Source organism: Streptococcus sp. KHUD_013, from assembly GCF_052588545.1.
This window is the reverse complement of record NZ_CP186264.1, coordinates 766,846-786,854: the sequence shown is the minus strand read 5'-3', so window position 1 is coordinate 786,854 and position 20,009 is coordinate 766,846. Positions and strand designations below refer to the sequence as shown.

Here is a 20,009-nt window from a genome sequence, read left to right as displayed (position 1 = left end):
TTTCTAACAATTTACAGTCTATTCAATTATACCATTTTCTAGGCTTTTTGCCTAATGCAAACAGAAAAGCGACCCTTAAGGGTCGCTTCAAATTTCTCTTATTTCACTTCTTGTTTATAGAACTCTTTCAAGGCATCTTGCCAAGTTGGAATAACGAATCCTGTAGCTTTCGCTTTTGCCAAGCTCATCGTTGAGTTCAGTGGGCGTTTTGCCTTAGCTGGGAATTGGCTAGAATCCACTGGTTTCACTTCAACATCCGTATCTTTGAGGATTTCAACTGCAAAGTCATACCAAGTTGTATCTTCTTTCGCATCGTTAGACAAGTGGAAATAACCGTACTCCTTACGGTTTTCAGCCAAATAAGTCATGAACTCTGCAAGAGTACGTGTCCAGGTTGGACGACCATGTTGGTCATTAACAACTGTTAAAGTCTTGTGAGTCTTGGCTAAGTTTTGCATGGTGAAGACAAAGTTCTTACCGTAGTTCCCGAAGACCCAAGCTGTACGGATGATGTAGAAGTTCGAAACATGCTTCTCAACCAATTCTTCTCCCATACGTTTTGTGCGACCGTACTCTGTTTGGGGATTTGGTTGATCGTCTACTTCCCATTCTTGTCCAACTGGCTTATTCCCATCAAACACATAGTCCGTAGAAATATAGACTAGGGTTGCCCCATGTTTTTCAGACGCCTTCGCTACATTTTCCGTACCAGTCACGTTGATGGCATAGTCCAACTCTTTTCCTTCATCTTCTGCCGCATCAACAGCTGTGTAAGCAGCACAGTGGTAGACAAGAGTTGGTTTCACTTCTGCGAAAACCTCATCTACTTTCTCTGCATTTGTGATGTCCATTTCAGCTACATCAACAGCTACATATTCTTCATTTCGTTCATCTAACAAATGGCGAAGCTCCGTTCCAAGTTGACCATTTGCACCTGTAATTAAAATCATGGTAATATCCTTTCAAATGCTTTTTCCCTTTCATTATAGCAAAAAAAGCAGAAGTTTTCTGCTTTTACTTGCTTTTCTCTTTGATAACATAGATTGGACGTTTCTTGGTTTCCATGAAAATCTTACCGATATATTTCCCTAAAATCCCAATAGTTAGCAATTGGAAGCCCCCAAGGAAAAGAATCACTGTCATGAGGGATGGCCAACCTGAAGTAGGATCTCCAAAGACTAAGGTACGGATTACAATCAGAATCACCATGATAAAAGCCAAAATCCAAGATAACAGTCCACCAATAAAGGCAATATTTAGTGGGGCATCTGAGAAGTTAACGATCCCTTCAATCGAGTATTTGAAGAGAGACCAAAAATTCCAAGATGTCTCTCCTGCTACGCGCTCTACATTTTTATATTCGAGGTATTCTGTCTCAAATCCAACCCAGGCGAAAATCCCTTTTGAAAAACGATTGTACTCGGATAACTCCATGATGGCATCAACCATGGGACGCCGCATCAAACGGAAATCACGCGCTCCATCAACCATTTCCACTTGGCTGATATGATTAATCAATTTATAAAACATCCGTGCAAAGAAGGAACGAATCGGTGGCTCCCCATCACGGGTCAACCGACGGGTACCGACACAATCTAGATTTGGCTGCTGATCCAACTTCTGCTTCATTTCAATCAATAGCTCTGGAGGATCTTGTAGGTCCACATCCATGACGGTCACGTATTCACCACTAGCACGCTCAAGTCCAGCATATAATGCAGCCTCTTTTCCGAAATTTCGAGAAAAAGAAAGGTAATGCACATTTGAATCTGTAAGATGTAGCTTTCGAAGAACGGATAGCGTACCATCTGAAGAGCCATCATTTATAAAAATATATTCAAACTTTTCTCCCATCTTCATCCGAACACGTTCCATTTCTCGATAAAATAATGGAATCGATTCTTCTTCGTTAAAACATGGGACTACAACTGATATGGTCATCTCTTACTCCTTGACTTATTCACTTTCTATTGTAACAAAAAACTAGGGTTTCCCCTAGTATATCACTTAATTGGATGGTAAAACAACAATTTAATAATATTGACTAATGGTTGTAATAATTGAGACAAGAATAAACAAAGAAGCAATGTAGGTATAGTTAAATTCTACTTTATTCTTATCATATTCAATAGGTTCTGTTCTATTCTGATTCCAAAACAGTCTTCTTGAAAAATCCGTTATACAACCAATGAGAACAAAAATCCCGGAAAAATATCTACCCTGAATCCCTTTAATGGAAATATCAGCAACCTCACCCCACATGAGATAAGCTGTCATTAGGATTCCGAAAATAATTCCCATCGAAACAAGTATTACTCCAAACTTTGTAAATGGTTTTATTGGTTTCCCATTTGGAAGCACAAATAGAGCAACAGATAAGAAAATCAAATAGAACCACATAAAAGCTTTCGTATCATAGGTCAGCCAACCAAAAGTAAACAAGGATTGCAGTTTAAATGGAATAAAATTCACAACTTCTTTAATCATCATTCTAATAAAATCTGAGAAATGATGCATTGTAAAAATAATCTTTTTCATTGGATTAATAGCTGGATTCGGATGAACAACCGTTGCATTTATCCCACTTGTCACTTTCAACCAAATCACACTGGTTAAAGCGACAATAAAAATAGAACCAACAATCAAAAGATACTGTTTTTTATTTAGTTTCTCTTTGGGCAAAAATACTAATAAACAAACTAGTAACACATATGGTAATTTTGAAAAAGCAATTAAAATACATAAAAAAGTATAGATTAATAAATCTCTATTACTCACTCTCTCTTTTTCAAAATAGGACAGGAATAATCCAACAACTAAAAAGATAAGACCATTGGCAAAAGCATCTTGATTAAATGATGCAGCAATATAAATATTGATAGGAATAATCGCTAGTAGGGAGAAGATCAACTGCTTATCACCAGCTTTTTTTATGGCAAATCTTACAAGCAATGCAAAAACTAATAAATTGAAAAATCTACCTAGAAAAATTGAACCGAATACACTTAGATGTAAGAGACGCGCTATAAGAATTCCTAATGTTTGGGGTAAATAACTTACAAATGAATAGCCATTGGTATTACCTAAATTAGAATATACTACCTGTTTGTCAGATAATTGTTTCTCTTCCAAATCAGTTTGTAATAAAGGCTTCTTAAATTCTTCTTCAACTTCAGATATATCCGATGAAACCTTCATCTCTTCTACTGATGAAGGTAAATATAAATGTCCATCACTAATATAAAGAGCTCTAGAATAATGAAAATTTTCATCTGGTGTATCCATATTCGGGGTATAGACACAAAAAATTAGTCCAGTAAATAAAACTACTGAAAAAATTTTATTGTATAACTTCATATTTATTAGCGATAGAAGGGTGAAAATTCCTCCAATGATAACAAATGTTTTAATTGGCGCATTATTGAATGGACCATCGAAATATAAATACGTTCCAAATATCAGAAACCAGATAAGCAAAATATAAAATTTCTTTTGCCAAATATTGTGAAAGAAATCTGAACCATTTTTAAAAAGTAGATTTGTCATGTAACACCTTTCTTTTCTTCTAACTGCTGAAACAGATCATACCACTTTTGAATGATAATATCCTCTGCATAAGTCCCTATGACATATTCACGTCCTCTTCTTCCAATGTCCTCTAGAAAAGCAGGATTGGTTAGAAAATACCGCATTTTAGTTGCTAACTCCTCAATACTTGGATCAAAGAGCATCTCAGGCGTACCAGCTTGAAGTTCAGCAACTCCTTGTGAACAATTATAAGTTAATACTGGAGTACCTAAAACCATTGACTCAACAACCGACATACCAAATGCTTCCGATTTAGAAGTTAATAAGGTAAACAATGACTCTTGATAAACTTCTTTAACCTGAGTTGTTTTCCCTTTTAAGATAATACGCTTTGTCATTCCTAATTGATTGATGAGCGATTGGAGAGTTTCCCTCAAATTACCAGATCCGTAAATATTAAACTTAACATCAGGAAATTCACCAGCCACTTGTGCAAAGGCCTGAATTTGATGATCAATTTGCTTAACTGGATCTAGTCTACCCACAAAAGAAATCACTTTTGACTTCTCATTATCTAACACCTCTGATACTTTTATATATCTAGGCAGAGGATTTGTAATCGCAACAAATTTTTCCAATGGAATATTGTAATGATTGCTAATCACTTCCGAATAAGAATCCGATAAAAACATTATACAATCCAATTTCGGATATTTATTTTTAATAATATATGGATAAACTTTATAAATTCCCTTACATTCCAATACAAAATCAGCAGAAGAATGCATTTGTCCAATGAAGAAAGCACAATTAGAAAATTTCTTCAAACTTTTTTCCATCAAAAGATAAACAATTGGGTTTGCTAAAATGACCATTGGATTCTTTGATTGTGACAAAAGTACAGTTAATTCTTTTTCTAATTTTTTTGAGTAATACTTTTCTTTTAAGAATAACCACGGCTTTTCAAAGAAAATATCCTCCTGATATAGAAGAATTTCATGATAATTCTTTTGTACCTTCTCATACTTTTCTTGTGATTGAACAGCACAGCCGACAACCGTCACTTTGTTTCCATCTTCAGCAAAACGTGTAGCGAGCTGATCAACTACACGCTGAACACCACCGATTCCACCTAAATGGTGAGTGACAAAAATAATATCTCTTGTCATTTTTCTATTTCTTTCTTGATTTTATAATACTAAAGATTGTAAAACTTCCCATTATATAAACTAACATAGCAATGCAAAAACTAATAGAGGCTCCCATAATCTGATACTTATTAACCAGCTCACTGGTTATCATTTTAGTAACGATAAACATTAGGGTATACACGGATAATAAATAATAGTGTTTTCTCATGATAATTAAGATATTTTCGAGGATAATTGAAAATGAATATAAGACACCTGAAAAAACGAGAATAGTCAGTTCTATCTTATATTTTAATAGATCTATTCCAAATATTAAACTAAGAACATTGACACCAATTAAATAAGCAAAAAAAGTAATAACTATCCCTATTAAGAGAGTAAAAAGCACTATTTTGAAGAACATTTTGTAAAACATCTGAAACTGTTTCTTCTGCCACAGTTCAGCCATTTGAGTAATGAGAGGTCTTACTACCAAAATACAAAGACTCATAAAAAATACTGGCATAAACAGGATGTTGTAATCCCTTTGAGCACCAGTCTCGACTATACCTTTAGCATAAGCACCAGAAATCGATAACTTCGCCTCATTAAAAACAAGTGTCAATAAAAACCCATAAATAAATAATGAGAAACAAATTTTAATAATTTTTAAGGATTCATCAAAAATATCCCTTGAAAAAATATGACTAAAACTCACCCTGTCAAACAATTTGAAATGTGCATAATCATAAACAAATACAAAAAACAGATTGATGAAAGCTAGGACTATCAGAGTCAAAACCATAGAATGAGACAACAAGAGTCCGAATAAAAGAACGAGTACACTTAAAGTATATCGATAAACCATGGCCTTCCCTGCAATATCTAAACGACCATGTTGCTGAAAATAACCTTGGAATAAGTCCGAAAAAGCATCTGCTACACGATACACAATAATCCAAATAATAATCATCACAGAGCTATTAGTAAAATCATAGTTTATTATCCTCAAGTAAGGAAATAAAGTAATCAACATCAGGACAACAGTCAGCAATCTTGTAAAAAAGTAAGCTGAAAAAGGATGACTTGAGTTGACATCAGTGGCTTGATAGTTTCGAACTTGAAATTGTCCGATAATAATCCATAAATTACCAATTGAGGTAGCTAGACTAAATTGGTCTGCCACCTCACTGGTTTGCATTCTAGATACAATTAACAAATATAATACCGAGACTGCCGCTGCTGCTAAATTACCCAGTAGATTCCAAATGTAAATACTTTTTTGAGAAGGAGTATTATTCATCTTTCTCCTCATTTTTGTTTAAAGCGATAACTTGCACAAGATTTTTAAACTTAGTATCCAATTTTGATAACCGTACAGTTAACTGGAATTGATTCATTAATAATAAGAAAATAATGAAAAGAAAAATAAAATTAACAGCAGATGCAATTCCCAAGGATGCTGCGATAAACTCTGCTAACTTTGGAAAAATACTAAAAACTAATAAAATTAATGAAAAGAAAATCCAAAACAAGGCATCATTAATCTGTACACGAGATTTTCTAATGTTCTGAAGGATAAACCCACATGTTCCTAATGAAACAACAACTAATACAATTTGAAACCAGATTGACATTCTATTTTCCTCTCTCTCTAAAATTCTGAATAAATAGAATAGATACAAACATGTGAATCATGTACTTAATGGAGCGTGAAAAAGTTAGATAACTTTCTCCCGCTTGTCTCTCTTCCATTCGAACTTGAACTTCTGAAATTGGAACACCATTCCTTAATAGATAAGAAACAGTATCTGGTTCTGGACCATAATTAATATTTTTTGCAAAAACTTGTATTAAATCTTTAGAAAACATTCTCATTCCAGATGTTGGATCATTAATGGTTTTTCCAGTGGTTAATTTAATAGCAAAACTTATAAGGGTATTCCCTAACATACGAAATGAATTTGGTCTTTTCTCTGTTACAAATCGAGAACCAATCACCATTTTATTTCCTTTATCAATTTCTTCTTCTAAAGCAGCAATATACTCTGGAAGATGCTGACCATCTGCGTCAAATTGCACTGCTTTTTCATAACCGTATTGATAAGCATATAATAATCCAGTTTGAAACGCTCCAGCTAAACCGAGATTAACTGGTAAATCAATAATATTATATCTATTTTTATGGCAAATTTCTGAAGTTCGGTCTCGAGAACCGTCGTTGATAATCACATAATCGTACTGAGGATAATTTCGGATAATATTATCCACTACCGTTTGAATAGAACCTTCCTCATTATAAGCAGGTATAATAATCAATAAATCTGAGGATTTCAATCTCCCTCGTCCTCCATTACAATTCTTTTTAACCATTATACAATAAGAGGCCTATTTTATCTACTAATCTCAGAATTTTATACCATCAATAACAATTATTTTATACATAAAAAAGCTTGATATTAGTTACAAATATCAAGCAGTTAGTTAAATTTAGGTTTTATTCAAATCCATTTGGATGCTTACTCTGCCATCTCCAAGCATCTGTGCACATCCGATGAATATCAAATTGGGCACTCCATCCTAGTTCTTCACGTGCCTTAGATGGATCTGCATAACAGGTTGCGATATCTCCTGGTCGTCGATCAATAATCTTGTATGGAATTGGTTTTCCTACAACCTTCTCCATATTTTGAATAATTTCTAATACAGAGTAGCCCCGACCAGTACCCAGATTATAAATATTCAATCCAGAGTCTTTGGAAATTTTTTTCAAAGCTGCAACGTGGCCTTTTGCCAGATCAACTACGTGAATATAATCGCGTACACCAGTTCCATCTGGAGTTGGATAATCGTTCCCAAACACATTAACAGACTCTAATTTTCCTACTGCTACTTGTGTTACATAGGGTAATAGATTATTTGGAATACCATTTGGATTTTCACCAATGTTTCCACTTTCATGAGCCCCAATTGGATTGAAATAGCGTAACAGTACAATATTCCATGAAGAATCAGCCTTGTATATATCTTGAAGAATTTCTTCAATCATGAGTTTCGTTCTACCATATGGATTTGTAACAGATAAGGGAAAATCTTCCAAGATAGGAACTGTAAGTGGATCTCCATAGACAGTTGCTGATGAACTAAAGATGATATTTTTACACTGAACTTCTTCCATAACCCGGAGCAAAGTCAATGTTCCACTAATATTATTCTCATAATACGTTAGTGGAATTTGAACAGATTCTCCAACAGCTTTTAACGAAGCAAAGTGAATCACACCAGTTGGTTTTTCTTTTAGAAAAATTTCTAGAAGTTGTGATTTATTCCGAATATCCTCATTGTAAAAAGCAATAGATTTCCCAAGGATTTTTTCTACTTCTTGTATACTTTTCTCACTACTATTTACTAAATTGTCAACAATCACAACTTCATGACCTGCATTTACTAACTCAATGATGGTATGAGAACCGATAAATCCGGCCCCACCAGTTACTAATATTTTATGATGCATGTAATCTATCTCCCGTCTGAATTAACTTTATTCCATTATCCCACAAATGTAAATATTTTTCAAAAATATCCAATATCGTCTCAAAGAATCTCCTATGCTTTTCAGTAAAAAGACCATAACCGTTCTTCAAACGACGATTATGGTCTTGTACTCACTGTCCTTTACAGTACTAATTTTCTCTTTCTTTTAGTCGGATCATTCCCATTCCAACTAAAAGAACGATTCCCAATACACTTGAAATGACTTCAAAGTTGGTGGTCATTCCAGTTTGCGGCAGATAATGTCCATCCTTACGAGTACTGCTTACTTGAGGGAGATTTTCATCCACCGTCTCGGATGTTTCTTGTTGGTAGTTAACAGCTAGTGGTACCAGAGTATTTTTCTTGCTAGTCTCAACTGCTAATGAACCTGACTCGTATGGTATATAATCCTTGTTTGGTGTCTGCTCTTTCTGATCCACAGTATGCACAAGGGTATCCAGTGGATACTCTGGCAGGGGTTCTTCAACCAATGGAAGTACCTGATAAGTTTCATCCTTCTCATTTGGAACATACCAAGCATAGCGAAGACTACTTTTTTGAACAGTTGGTATTTCTGCTACGATGGACTGTGTTTTCAAGCGATAGGAGTACGGATCATCCGTCCAGACATAGTTACTATCAAAGGTAGTAAAGACTAAGCCCAGTTTATGCCCCTTCTTAACCGTGTAAAGATTTGGTTGTAGATAGACGGTGTAGTTCCGAAACTCCCCTAGCTTGGGATCGATGCTACTACTTGAGCTAGCGGAGGCATAGCCTGCATCTGGATTGGCTAGGTTGATCCAACCAGAAGAGATGACCTTATACTTGGTTTTAATGGTTCCAAATTGCTTGTTAGGAATGTTTTTCAAATTACTTCCCATCCAGTAGCCTGTTTCAGAAAGGGTATTTAGAGGCATTTCTTGGTACTTGTAGCCTGCTTCATCATAAGTGATCTTATTGGATGCAACATCAAATTCCTCATCAGAGAGATCGACCAGTTGCACATTAACTTGATAGTCTTTGTGCTTTTGATCAGTCAGCTTGGCTAAGGCAGCTTGGAAATGGACAGGAATATGCCCTTTAATGGTCACATCTTCTGTCACTTCTGCTGTAAACAAAGCATTGGCAGTAGAGGATTGCTTGGTGGTATGAGAATCACGATTGGTCCAATCCATCCCTGCACCATAGTAATCATTATCAATGGTTTCTTCCTCACGTCTAGAAAGTGTCTTCAAGGTCAATTGATTGCTAGACTTCCAGCTAGAATAATGTTCCCATTTAGATGGATCATAGTTATTAGACACGGTTACTTCTGGTAAAGACTCTACCTGATTTTCTGCATCATATAGGTAGTGACTAAACCATAGATTGAGAAGGTCACTGACACTTTGTTGCCCCTCTTTAATTCCGAAGCGTTTATTGACAGGATAGATATGATCTCCTTGATAGAGATAGAGCTTCACGGGCTGGCCAGCCTTTTTCAGAGTCTCATACATCAGGTCAAAATGTTTGGTTCTGACATTATCATCATTCAACCCATGCATGACTAGGGCACTGGCCTTGAATTTTTCTGGATGAAGGGTATAATCACGATACTTCCAAATATCACTATAATTGTAGCCATGTTTATGCTGGTCACGATTCAACTGAGTAATGTAGCGGGCATAGTCCTCTTTAATTCTGTTCCAATCAGCCGGATCTAAAATCCGATTGGATACATAGACAGACAAATGTGATAAATCTCTATAAGGACCCACGTTAAAGGTCGTTCCTTGGCTGTTGTAATAATCATACCAACTCGCAATTCCAGCCGCAGGGACGATAGTCTTCAAGCCTTCGACTCCTGTCGCAGCCACTCCAAAAGTAGTGGTTCCTGCCCATGACAATCCCGTCATACCGACTTTTCCATTCGACCAGTCTGCTTTAATGGCAATATTCGATGTCTTATCTGTATAAGCAACCCGTTTGCCATTTAGCCATTCAATGACACTCTTATAACCAGCTACTTCCAAGTCACTTCCTGTTGTATTGATTCCCTCCGACTGATAGCTTCCCAATCCTGATGTGGTAACGACCGCATAGCCTCTCACCAAGAAATAGTTGTACCAGTTAATATTTTCATAATCGTACCGGCTAAATGTCTCATCACTCTCGTTTGGATTTTTATAGTACCAGTCTTTGGAATCCGCCTTTTTAGCATGTTCTAAAGTTGTGGTAGAGCCAGTTTGCCTACGAGGATCTACATAACGATAGAGTTTCTTGTTGTCAAACTCGCCCTCCTCTTTTAGACCAATTTCTCCAAGGGTTTCCTTATTGGTCGTTCCCGCTACGTAAGGACTTGCCTCATAGATGGTCGAAGCCTTATAATCTCCATTGGCAGCTGCTTTAGGAAGTTGGACAAATGTTTTAATGAGGTCCCTTTTCCCATCACCATCTGTATCATAATCTGACTCAACATAGACAACAAAGCGGACAATGTCACTCTTTTCATTGGAATAACCAGTTTCTACATCACCTGGAGTAAAAGGAAAAATAGGCTGGGTCTTTCCATTAAGGATGAGAGGTTCTTTTTTCTCTGCACGATAGGCCTCTCTTAATTTCTTAGCGATTGAAATCATATGGTTTAGATTCTGGACGGGCTCATCCTTCCCTACCCCGTCTGGAATCATCCCCAAGCTCTTTGCAAACTCAAGTCGATCTTCAAACGTTGCACCTGTTTGGTCCGGTTTGGCCTCCGCCCATTTCAGCAACTCGTCTGCTGTTTCCCCTATGGTCAAATTTTGATTTGCTACATTTGGATTTTCAATCAAACTAGAGAGTTTTTCCGACGTATCTGAAACCGATAAAGGTTTCGGTAGCTCTTCTAAAGCATTATTTGTTTCAGTTAGCTTGCTAGCGTCCCCCTCCACTGGGCGCTCTATCTCAGTATCTGCCTCCACTACTGACTCAAGGCTTGCAGTTTCAGACTGGGCATTTGTTTGTGAATTCTCAGTAGAAATAGCTTCTGGAGAACGAACTAGGTCAGAAACTGCTTCGGTCGGCTTTTCAGCCTGCTCCTCAGCTTGAACCTGATTGGCTATTACTATAGGCGATAGTAATAAAGCAGAAAGAATAAAAGTAAGCTTCTTTTTCCTCATAATGAAACTCCTTTAAAATTGTAGAGATTTGAAAGAAGGAAGGCCTTCAAATAAAAATGATAGCGTTTACAACTTCATTGTAGTCTCTCTACACTTTATAGTCAAATCAAATAAAAAGGCATCATAAAAATATAATCTTTCTGAAAGTTGAGATAATTGAAAGAACCTATGAGAAAGGTATTTTCGTTTTCAATTCTTCTTTTCACACAAAAAAGCAAGTTTCGAACCGACTATTAACCGGTAGAAACTTGCTTTAACTTTTATAGAAATCCTCTCCTACTTCCGATACATCTTCACTTGTAGGTAAAGGTCGTTATAGACGCCCAACCACTTCTTGCCAAGTTGTTCGTAGACTTCTAAGTTCTTTAGCGTGTCATCACTTGGATAGAAGGCCTGGTCTTCTTGGACCTCTTTTGGTAGCATCTTCTTAGCTTCTTTGTTCGGTGTGGAATAACCGACATAGAGAGCATTCTTATATGCATTTTCTGGGCGAAGCATAAAGTTGATAAAGGCATAAGCTGCTTCTTTATTCTTCACCGTCTTTGGAATGACGATATTGTCAAACCAAAGGTTGCTGGCTTCTGATGGGACGACGTAGCGGAGGTCCTCATTGGCCTCTAGCATTTGGCTGGCCTCACCGGAGAAAGTCACCCCAATAGCCGCATTGTTTTGGATCATGTAGCCTTTCATTTCATCGGCTACAAGGGCCTTGATATTGGGCATCAAGGTATAAAGCTTATCAACAGCTTCTTGGAGTTGCTGAGGATCCTTGGAGTTGAGACTATAACCTAAGCTATTAAGTCCAATCCCCATGACCTCACGCGCCCCATCGTACATCATGATATCATTCTTGTACTCTGGTCTCCATAGATCCTCCCAGTGCTCAGGTGCCTTATCAACCATCTTACTGTTGTAGATGATACCAAGGGTCCCCCAGAAGTAAGGAACTGAGTATTGATTGTCCGGATCAAAGTCCAAGTTTAAGAAGCGTGGGTCGATATTGTCTAAGCCTTTCAATTTGGACTTATCCAACTTTTCAAGCAAGTTTTCATCCATCATCTTGGCAATCATGTATTCACTTGGAATCGCTATATCGTAAGCCGTCCCCCCTTGCTTGATCTTGGTGTACATGGCTTCATTGGAATCAAAGGTATTGTATTGGACTTGAATGCCTGTCTCCTTGGTAAATTCCTTGAGCAATTCTGGATCGATATAGTCTCCCCAGTTGTAGATGACCAACTTGTCACTGTCTTTTGGATTGGTCTTGGCTTCAAGACGGGCACTTACCCCTGCTAACACGAGGATCACAACGACAATCCCTAGCAAGAATGAATAGAGTTTTTTCATACTGTCTCCTCCTTCTCTCTAGTGATGAAGTAATAGCCGACCACCAGTAAGATACTGAAGAGGAAGACCAAGGCAGAAAGGGCATTGATATTCAACGAAATCCCTTGACGAGCCCGTGAGTAGATCTCAACAGACAAGGTCGTAAACCCATTTCCTGTAACAAAGAAGGTCACCGCAAAGTCATCCAAGGAATAGGTAAAGGCCATAAAGTAACCAGCGATGATGGCAGGTGTCAAATAAGGAAGCATGATTTCCTTCAACATCTGTACCTGAGTAGCTCCTAGGTCATAGGCCGCATTGACCATATCACGGTTCATTTCCTTCAAGCGCGGCAAGACCATCAAGACCACGATTGGAATAGAAAAGGCCACGTGACTCATCAAGACAGAAGCAAAGCCCAGCTGGAACTTGATGGTCGTAAAGAGGATCAGGAAGCTAGCCCCAATCATAACGTCAGGTGCCACCATAAGGATGTTATTGACGGACAAAAATGGTCCTTCAAACTTCTTCTTAGACTGGTAAATGTAGATTGCCCCAAAGGTCCCAATAATGGTCGCAATCAAGGCTGACAAGAAGGCCAAGAGGAAGGTCTGTGAGAGGATCAACATGAGACGCGTATCCTCAAAGAGACCTTGGAAATGCTCCAAGGTAAAGCCTGTAAAAGCATTCATATCCCCGCCAGCATTAAAGGCATAGGCAATTAAGTAAAAGATTGGCAGATAAAGGAGCAAGAAAATCAATCCTAAATAGATACGTGAAATCTTTTTCATCGTTCACTCCTTTCTCTCGTTACCCACATGACTAAGAGCATAGCAAGGATCAAGACCACCCCAATGGTGGATCCCATTCCCCAGTTTTGCGTCGTAAGGAAGTGCTGCTCGATGGCAGTCCCAAGGGTAATGACCCGGTTTCCTCCGATCAAACGCGTCAACATGAAGAGACTCAAACTTGGAATAAAGACTGATTGGACACCGGAGCGAACCCCATTCATAGACAGCGGGAAGACAACCCGACGGAAGGTATCCCACTTATTAGCTCCTAGGTCATAGCTAGCATTGATGAGGTTTGGATCCAAATCATCCAATACATTGAAGATTGGAAGGATCATAAAGGGCAACTCAATGTAACTAGCGACAAAGATGAAAGAAAAGTCCGTAAAAAGGATCTGTTGCGGACCGATTCCGATGAAGCTCAAGAATTGGTTAATAGATCCCCCTTGACCAAAAATCCCGATAAAGGCATAAGCCTTGAGCAAGAGGTTGACCCAGGTTGGAAGGACAATCAGCATGAGCCAGAGTTGGCGGTGCTTAAGCTGGGTCAAAAAATAAGCTGTCGGGTAAGAAATCAAAAGCGTCACAAAAGTAACGATCCCAGCATAGAGAATGGAGTTGAAGCTCATCTTGAGGTAGGTCCAATTCTGCGCTGTAAAAAAGGTTTGGTAGTTCTCTAAGGAACCTTGTCCTTGGACATTGACAAAGGATTGCCAAATAATCAAAACTACGGGAGCCAAGACAAAGAGGAGGATCCAGAGAAAGTAGGGAACCACAAAGAGGTTAGAGGTTGTTTTCTTCATCTCTTTCCTCCTCGATGGCATTGATCAATCCGGCTTCTTGCTCTTCCACTTCTACGTATTCTTCGATCCGAGCATCAAACTCTTCTTCCGTTTCATTGAGACGCATGACGTGGATATCTTCTGGCTCAAAGTCCAGACCGATTTCCTCACCCACGATAGCCTTACGGGTTGAGTGGATCATCCACTCATTTCCCAATTCATCATAGGCGATGATCTCATAGTGTACCCCACGGAACAGTTGGGTATCCACTTTTACCTGGAGCTTACCTTCTTCGGGCAGGGTGATTCGCAAGTCTTCGGGACGAATGACGACTTCGACCGGTTCGTTTGGTCTCATCCCTCCATCGACTGACTCAAAGCGTTTACCGTTGAATTCTACTAAGTAGTCTTCAATCATGATCCCTGGAAGGATATTGGACTCACCGATAAAGGTCGCAACAAAATGGTTAATGGGCTCATCGTAGATATCAACTGGCGTTCCTGATTGGACGATTTCTCCTTCGTTCATGACAAAGATCCAGTCACTCATCGCTAGCGCTTCTTCCTGGTCGTGGGTTACAAAAACAAAGGTAATACCCAAGCGTTGTTGCAATTCACGGAGCTCATACTGCATGTCAGTCCGTAACTTCAAGTCAAGGGCAGACAAGGGCTCATCCAAGAGGACTACTCGCGGTTCATTGATAATCGCCCGTGCAATGGCTACCCGCTGGCGTTGACCACCAGAAAGTTTCTGGATGGACCGTTTCTCAAAGCCTCCCAATTGCACCATCTTGAGGACTTCTGTTACTCGTCTCTCGATTTCAGACTTGTCAACTTTCTTCAAACGGAGAGGGAAAGCAACATTCTCAAACACATTCATATGTGGGAAAAGGGCATAGGATTGGAAGACGGTATGGACGTCCCGTTTATTGGTCGGTACATCATTGATCCGAACACCATCCAAGAGGACATCTCCTGTCGAAGCGTCTAACAAACCAGCAATGATGTTCAGAATCGTTGATTTACCAGATCCTGAAGCACCGAGGAGGGTATAGAATTTCCCTTCTTCCAACTCAAAGTTGATGTCTTTGAGAACCACTGTATCACTGTCTTCAAATACTTTTGAGACATTTCTAAACTCAATAATTGGTTTTTTCAATTCACATAAATTCCTTCTTTTTCATGCGTTTCCTTCTGAGACCAACCATTAGTCTCATAGGCTGACGAGCGGACCCGTCAGACCACCAACACCTCTCGGGGACTTATAAGACTGCCCCACCTATTTTCGGTATCGATAGGCACTCACCCCCCTTCTAAAGTAGGAAGGGTCTACCCTATAGTAGCCCCTATTCCATCTCGAACCGTTAATTTTTCCCAATAATACGGACTTCGCGCTCCAAGGTCACCCCAGCTGATTTTTCAACTGTCGCAATGACATGGGCAATCAAGTCTTCATAATCTTTGGCAGTACCATGATCGACATTGATCATAAAGCCGGCATGCTTTTCAGAAACCTCCACACCACCAATTCGATGCCCTTTCAATCCTGCTTCACTGATCAATTGACCCGCAAAGTGCCCGACTGGTCGTTTAAAGACCGAACCACAAGACGGATACTCCAGTGGTTGCTTAAGCTCACGCAAATGAGTCAGGCGAGCCATTTCTTGATCGATCTGATCATAATTACCAGGTGCTAAGGCAAACTTGGCAGAAATCACTACGTCACCAGTTTCTTGAATCTTGGAATGGCGATAGCCAAAAGCTAATTCTTCTGCTGTTAAGGTTTTAATTTCTCCTTCTGGCGTCAAGACCTTACATGATTGAAGAATATGGGCAATCTCACCGCCATAGGCACCAGCATTCATATAGACTGCTCCACCGATGCTACCTGGAATCCCACAAGCAAATTCAAAACCTGTCAAGCTATGGTAGCGGGCTACATGAGTCACATCAATTAGCTTAGCTCCCGCCTCCGCTTCAATCACATAGCCATTGACTCGGACGTCATGAAAATGATCAAACATGATCACAAAGCCTTCAATCCCACTGTCACGGACGATAATATTGGAAGAATTCCCCAAGACCATCCAAGGAATTTCCTGAGCATTAGCAAAGGTGACAATTCGTTTTAATTCATATTGATTGCGTGGAAAGGCTAAATAATCTGCCGCTCCTCCAACCTTGGTATAGGTGTATTGTTTGAGTGGCTCATTGAACAAAATCTCAATACCAGCCAACTCCTCTTTGATTTGCTTTAGGATTTCCATCTCACAACTCTCTTCTATACGTTATCTTATCCATTATAACAAAAACTAGCCCACTTTTCGACTCAGAAGTAAAAAACAGAAGCAGCCAAAGGACCGATTCTGTTTTAATTTTTTAAACAAGGGTTAATTGAATTAGCCAATCTTACGTGCAATGCCACGTGTCTTATGAGTGGACAAGGCTGAACTAATGGCAACACCACCCCCAATAATAGTGAAGACTGCCAACATAAAGAAGTTAAAGAAGTATTTTTCAGGTGCTTCACCATTTAGAACAAGGGTATTGATCAAATCAAATCCATCACTAAAGTCGACTCCAAGTTGCTTAACTGCTTCTAAAGCGTAGTCAAATTGTTGCACGAGAACGATAGTCACTAACAAGAGAATGCTAGAAATAACTGCTCCAAGTTTACTAAATTTCTTCCCTAAGATTTCATAGCCTTTGACAACACAGATACCAAGGATAAAACCAGCATAAAAAGCTACGTAGCCGAGGCGAGCAATGAAAAGAGTAACAGCTCCTCCGATAATGGCACCAATAAAGGCACCGACTGTTCCAAGAAGGACATTTTCTTTCTGACTATTATACGAATCCGTATCAATCTTTAGTTGAGTACTGAGCTCTTGGAAGCTATCTTCGTTCATCAAGAAGAGGGAATCTCCAATCTGATAGAGACCAACTGGTCCTTTTTCACCAGAGTAACCACAAACAGTGTAGAAGCCATTGGTTTGCAAAAATTGCAGGATTTCTGTTAAGGCTTGACGAACGTTTTCAATCGTTTTTGTTTTGGTCATTCCAGCTTTTACAGTGAAAGTTGTGACATATTGGTTGAGGCTAATGCTCTTCAAAACAGAAGAGTCTTTCACCATTTGATGCAATTGAGCCGCTGCTTCTTCTGCATCATCACGCGACACAGAAAGTGCAATGCTAAAAACATTTTTTGTGTCAGTTTCACTCAGTAAGAAGAAATAGCCAGCATTTTCCCCATAAATAGATGAAGTTTCAGGATCATACTGGAATCCAAGTTCCGTAGCAAGTTGATGACGTTCAAAGCCTTTCATTAGAATTACAATCTCCTTTACAATTCTATCTATCTTACGAATAATTGTTTATTATCCTAAAATAATTTGATAGACAAATAATTTATAGAACTATTTTATCATAGATAAATAAAATTAGATAGACTAATTTAGCCTATCTAATCATTTTTTCAACAAATCAGGATTCGCTGCCCTCAATCTTCACACCAGTTGTGTCAATTTTTAAAGAGAAGACCTGACCATTTAAGTCCTTAGATTCCAAGTCTTTGGCAAAGGCTTCTGCATGTTCAACAGGGAGTAAGGTCATAATAGTTGGACCTGCACCAGAAAGGTAAGTGGCATAAGCATCGTGTTGATGTGCAACTTCTTTCACCTGAGGGAACTCTACAACCAACTGTTGGCGGTAGCGTTCATGGAAGCGATCCGCTTCGATAGCTTTCCCTGCGACTCTCAAGTCTCCCTTAGCAAGGGCGGCAATAGCCACGTTTGCGATTGCACTAGCTGCAACAGCCTCCTTATAAGTCCACTCACTTGGAAGGACATTTCGACTATCGCTGGTCTTGAGTTCGTAATTGGGAACAAAGGCTACCAAAGCACATTCAGGGAAGGGAAGGACCAAATGATTGGTCTGCTGATCCACATAGCTCGCTACGACCAGATTTCCAAAAATGGCTGGCGCTACGTTATCCGGATGACCTTCGATTTTTGTCGCAATTTCTAGTTTATCTTCATCACTTAGGGTTAGCTTGCCCAGTTGATTGGCCAACTCAATCCCCGCTACGATAACAGAGCTGGATGACCCCAAACCACGCGCCAAAGGCACTTCACTGGTCATCTTGAGACGATGAGGAGGCAAATCAGATGCAACTTGGAGAGCGGTTTGAAGCAAGAGATTCTCTTCATTGCTTGGGATTTCCTCTCCCAAGTCATGTTCAATCCACCAGTTTTCTTGCGCTTCTAGCACATCAATGGTCAAATACTTAGAAACAGCGATTCCAACAGAATCAAATCCTGGACCGACATTGGCACTGGTCGCTGGTACTGTAATTCTCATCTTATTCTCCCAATACTTTAAAGGTATTCAACAAGGTGAAGTCAGCTTCAGCATCAATTTTCTCAATGATGTGGTGCAATTGTGTTTGATTCAATTGGTGAGTGATAATCACAACACGAGCCACAGAATCTTTGGCACCTGCTTGGAGAACCTGCTTAAAGGAAACATCTTCTTGGTTGAAAATTTGTGCCAACTTGAGCAATTGTCCCTTCATATCTGGAGTTTGAATAGAGAAGTAATAATCACTCTTCACATCTTCTGGTTTAGCCAATTGCACAGGACGGCTGTATTCGTTAAAGGCTTTTCCAATTGTTCCTTCATTGAGGCGACGAACAATGCGAATAATGTCAGCGACTACACTAGTGGCTGTTGGTTTTTGACCTGCACCAGGACCATAGTACATGGATTCCCCGATTCCGATAGACTCCACATAGACTGCATTCATGACACCATTCACGCCAGCTAGTGGATGTGCTTTTGGTAAGAAGGTTGGAGTTACTTCTGCTGAGAGACCAGAAGGAGTTTCTTCGATAGATCCCACCAATTTGATCACATAACCTAAACTTTGAGCCACAGCAACATCCTCAGGAGTAATGTTGCGGATCCCCTTATGACCTACTTGGTCAAACTGAACATTCATCCCAAAAGCAAACTGGCTCAAAATCACCATTTTGTAGGCTGCATCAATCCCATCTACGTCATTGGTTGGGTCACTTTCCGCATAGCCCAACTCTTGAGCCTTAGCTAAAGCATCTTCATAAGACCAGCCCTCTTCGACCATCTTGGTCATCATAAAGTTGGAGGTTCCATTGACCACACCCAGGACACGAGTCACTTTATCTGCAGCGAGAGAGTTTACCAAGGTCCGAAGGATTGGAATACCTCCAGCTACTGCCGCTTCATAATAGAGGGCAACGCCATGCTCTTTGGCGATCGCAATCAACTCAGCTCCATGAACCGCAAGCAAATCTTTATTAGCTGTTACGACATGTTTTCCAGCTTGAAGAGCACGGGTGATAAAGGTCTTAGCTGGCTCAATTCGACCCATCAACTCAACTACGATGGCAATGTCTTTGTCTTCAATGATCTCATCTACATTGGTCACAAAGTTATAGTCATGACCAGCAGCTAATAAGCGGGCTTTCTCTTCTTCATCTTTGACAAGAACTTTAGATACTTCAATTTCAGACTGAGCAGCTTGGCTGATCTTCTCATGGTTTTCTTTTAATAAAAATGGTACGCCACTGGCAACAGTACCAAATCCTAGTAAGGCAATTTTTACAGACATGTTGGTCTCCTTAAAAATCTAATATAGTCTATTATATCAAAAACAAACCCCTTCTGACTAGTTCTATGGTTCTCTTCCTTTAGAAGAACACTTCTTTTCCGGATTAAAACCTTCACATCAAAGCAACTCCCAAA

Annotated in this window: 17 protein-coding genes; all 17 read right to left on the bottom strand. The window is 39.3% G+C overall.

Annotation, left to right across the window (positions count from 1 at the left end; all coding sequences use genetic code 11):
• Positions 1 to 98: 98 nt before the first annotated feature.
• Positions 99 to 950 carry a dTDP-4-dehydrorhamnose reductase gene (gene rfbD, locus ACOXXR_RS03535; RefSeq protein ID WP_445278744.1) on the bottom strand — a complete coding sequence of 284 codons (852 nt, stop codon included), beginning with the start codon at positions 948 to 950 and terminating at the stop codon, positions 99 to 101.
• Between the two features lie 64 nt (positions 951 to 1,014).
• Positions 1,015 to 1,941 carry a glycosyltransferase family 2 protein gene (locus tag ACOXXR_RS03530; RefSeq protein ID WP_445278743.1) on the bottom strand — a complete coding sequence of 309 codons (927 nt, stop codon included), beginning with the start codon at positions 1,939 to 1,941 and terminating at the stop codon, positions 1,015 to 1,017.
• 90 nt (positions 1,942 to 2,031) lie between these two features.
• Complete coding sequence (locus ACOXXR_RS03525) at positions 2,032 to 3,546, bottom strand: DUF2142 domain-containing protein (protein ID WP_445278742.1); 1,515 nt, start codon at positions 3,544 to 3,546, stop codon at positions 2,032 to 2,034.
• Positions 3,543 to 4,697 carry a glycosyltransferase gene (locus ACOXXR_RS03520; RefSeq protein WP_445278741.1) on the bottom strand — a complete coding sequence of 385 codons (1,155 nt, stop codon included), beginning with the start codon at positions 4,695 to 4,697 and terminating at the stop codon, positions 3,543 to 3,545. The genes ACOXXR_RS03525 and ACOXXR_RS03520 overlap by 4 nt, the downstream gene beginning before the upstream one ends.
• Positions 4,698 to 4,701: 4 nt before the next feature.
• Entirely contained in the window at positions 4,702 to 5,961 is a 1,260-nt protein-coding gene (locus ACOXXR_RS03515; protein WP_445278740.1) for a lipopolysaccharide biosynthesis protein, read from the bottom strand.
• A complete protein-coding gene (locus tag ACOXXR_RS03510; protein ID WP_445278739.1) occupies positions 5,954 to 6,295 on the bottom strand; it encodes a DUF2304 domain-containing protein in 342 nt (113 codons plus the stop codon). Before ACOXXR_RS03510 ends, ACOXXR_RS03515 begins: the two co-directional genes overlap by 8 nt.
• 1 nt (position 6,296) lies before the next feature.
• Positions 6,297 to 6,995 (bottom strand): glycosyltransferase family 2 protein, encoded by a 699-nt coding sequence (locus tag ACOXXR_RS03505; protein ID WP_445278738.1) that lies wholly within the window; start codon positions 6,993 to 6,995, stop codon positions 6,297 to 6,299.
• Between the two features lie 160 nt (positions 6,996 to 7,155).
• Positions 7,156 to 8,172: a UDP-glucose 4-epimerase GalE gene (galE, locus tag ACOXXR_RS03500; protein WP_445278737.1), complete on the bottom strand. Its 1,017-nt coding sequence runs from the start codon at positions 8,170 to 8,172 to the stop codon at positions 7,156 to 7,158.
• 169 nt (positions 8,173 to 8,341) lie between these two features.
• Positions 8,342 to 11,329: a CocE/NonD family hydrolase gene (locus tag ACOXXR_RS03495; protein ID WP_445278736.1), complete on the bottom strand. Its 2,988-nt coding sequence runs from the start codon at positions 11,327 to 11,329 to the stop codon at positions 8,342 to 8,344.
• Between the two features lie 276 nt (positions 11,330 to 11,605).
• A complete protein-coding gene (locus tag ACOXXR_RS03490; RefSeq protein WP_445278735.1) occupies positions 11,606 to 12,676 on the bottom strand; it encodes an ABC transporter substrate-binding protein in 1,071 nt (356 codons plus the stop codon).
• Positions 12,673 to 13,446, bottom strand: a complete 774-nt coding sequence (locus tag ACOXXR_RS03485) for an ABC transporter permease (RefSeq protein WP_445278734.1) — start codon at positions 13,444 to 13,446, stop codon at positions 12,673 to 12,675. The genes ACOXXR_RS03490 and ACOXXR_RS03485 overlap by 4 nt, the downstream gene beginning before the upstream one ends.
• Positions 13,443 to 14,249, bottom strand: a complete 807-nt coding sequence (locus ACOXXR_RS03480) for an ABC transporter permease (RefSeq protein ID WP_048687974.1) — start codon at positions 14,247 to 14,249, stop codon at positions 13,443 to 13,445. The genes ACOXXR_RS03485 and ACOXXR_RS03480 overlap by 4 nt, the downstream gene beginning before the upstream one ends.
• On the bottom strand, positions 14,230 to 15,387 hold the full coding sequence (locus tag ACOXXR_RS03475; protein WP_129821952.1) for an ABC transporter ATP-binding protein: 1,158 nt from the start codon (positions 15,385 to 15,387) through the stop codon (positions 14,230 to 14,232). The genes ACOXXR_RS03480 and ACOXXR_RS03475 overlap by 20 nt, the downstream gene beginning before the upstream one ends.
• Before the next feature lie 205 nt (positions 15,388 to 15,592).
• A complete protein-coding gene (murB, locus tag ACOXXR_RS03470) occupies positions 15,593 to 16,495 on the bottom strand; it encodes a UDP-N-acetylmuramate dehydrogenase (RefSeq protein WP_445278733.1) in 903 nt (300 codons plus the stop codon).
• A 132-nt stretch (positions 16,496 to 16,627) separates the two neighbouring features.
• Complete coding sequence (locus tag ACOXXR_RS03465; RefSeq protein ID WP_445278732.1) at positions 16,628 to 17,554, bottom strand: hypothetical protein; 927 nt, start codon at positions 17,552 to 17,554, stop codon at positions 16,628 to 16,630.
• 157 nt (positions 17,555 to 17,711) lie between these two features.
• Positions 17,712 to 18,587, bottom strand: a complete 876-nt coding sequence (gene thrB, locus ACOXXR_RS03460) for a homoserine kinase (RefSeq protein WP_195213768.1) — start codon at positions 18,585 to 18,587, stop codon at positions 17,712 to 17,714.
• Position 18,588: 1 nt separating this feature from the next.
• Positions 18,589 to 19,875, bottom strand: coding sequence for a homoserine dehydrogenase (locus ACOXXR_RS03455; protein WP_445278731.1), 1,287 nt, complete (start codon positions 19,873 to 19,875; stop codon positions 18,589 to 18,591).
• Between the last annotated feature and the right edge of the window lie 134 nt (positions 19,876 to 20,009).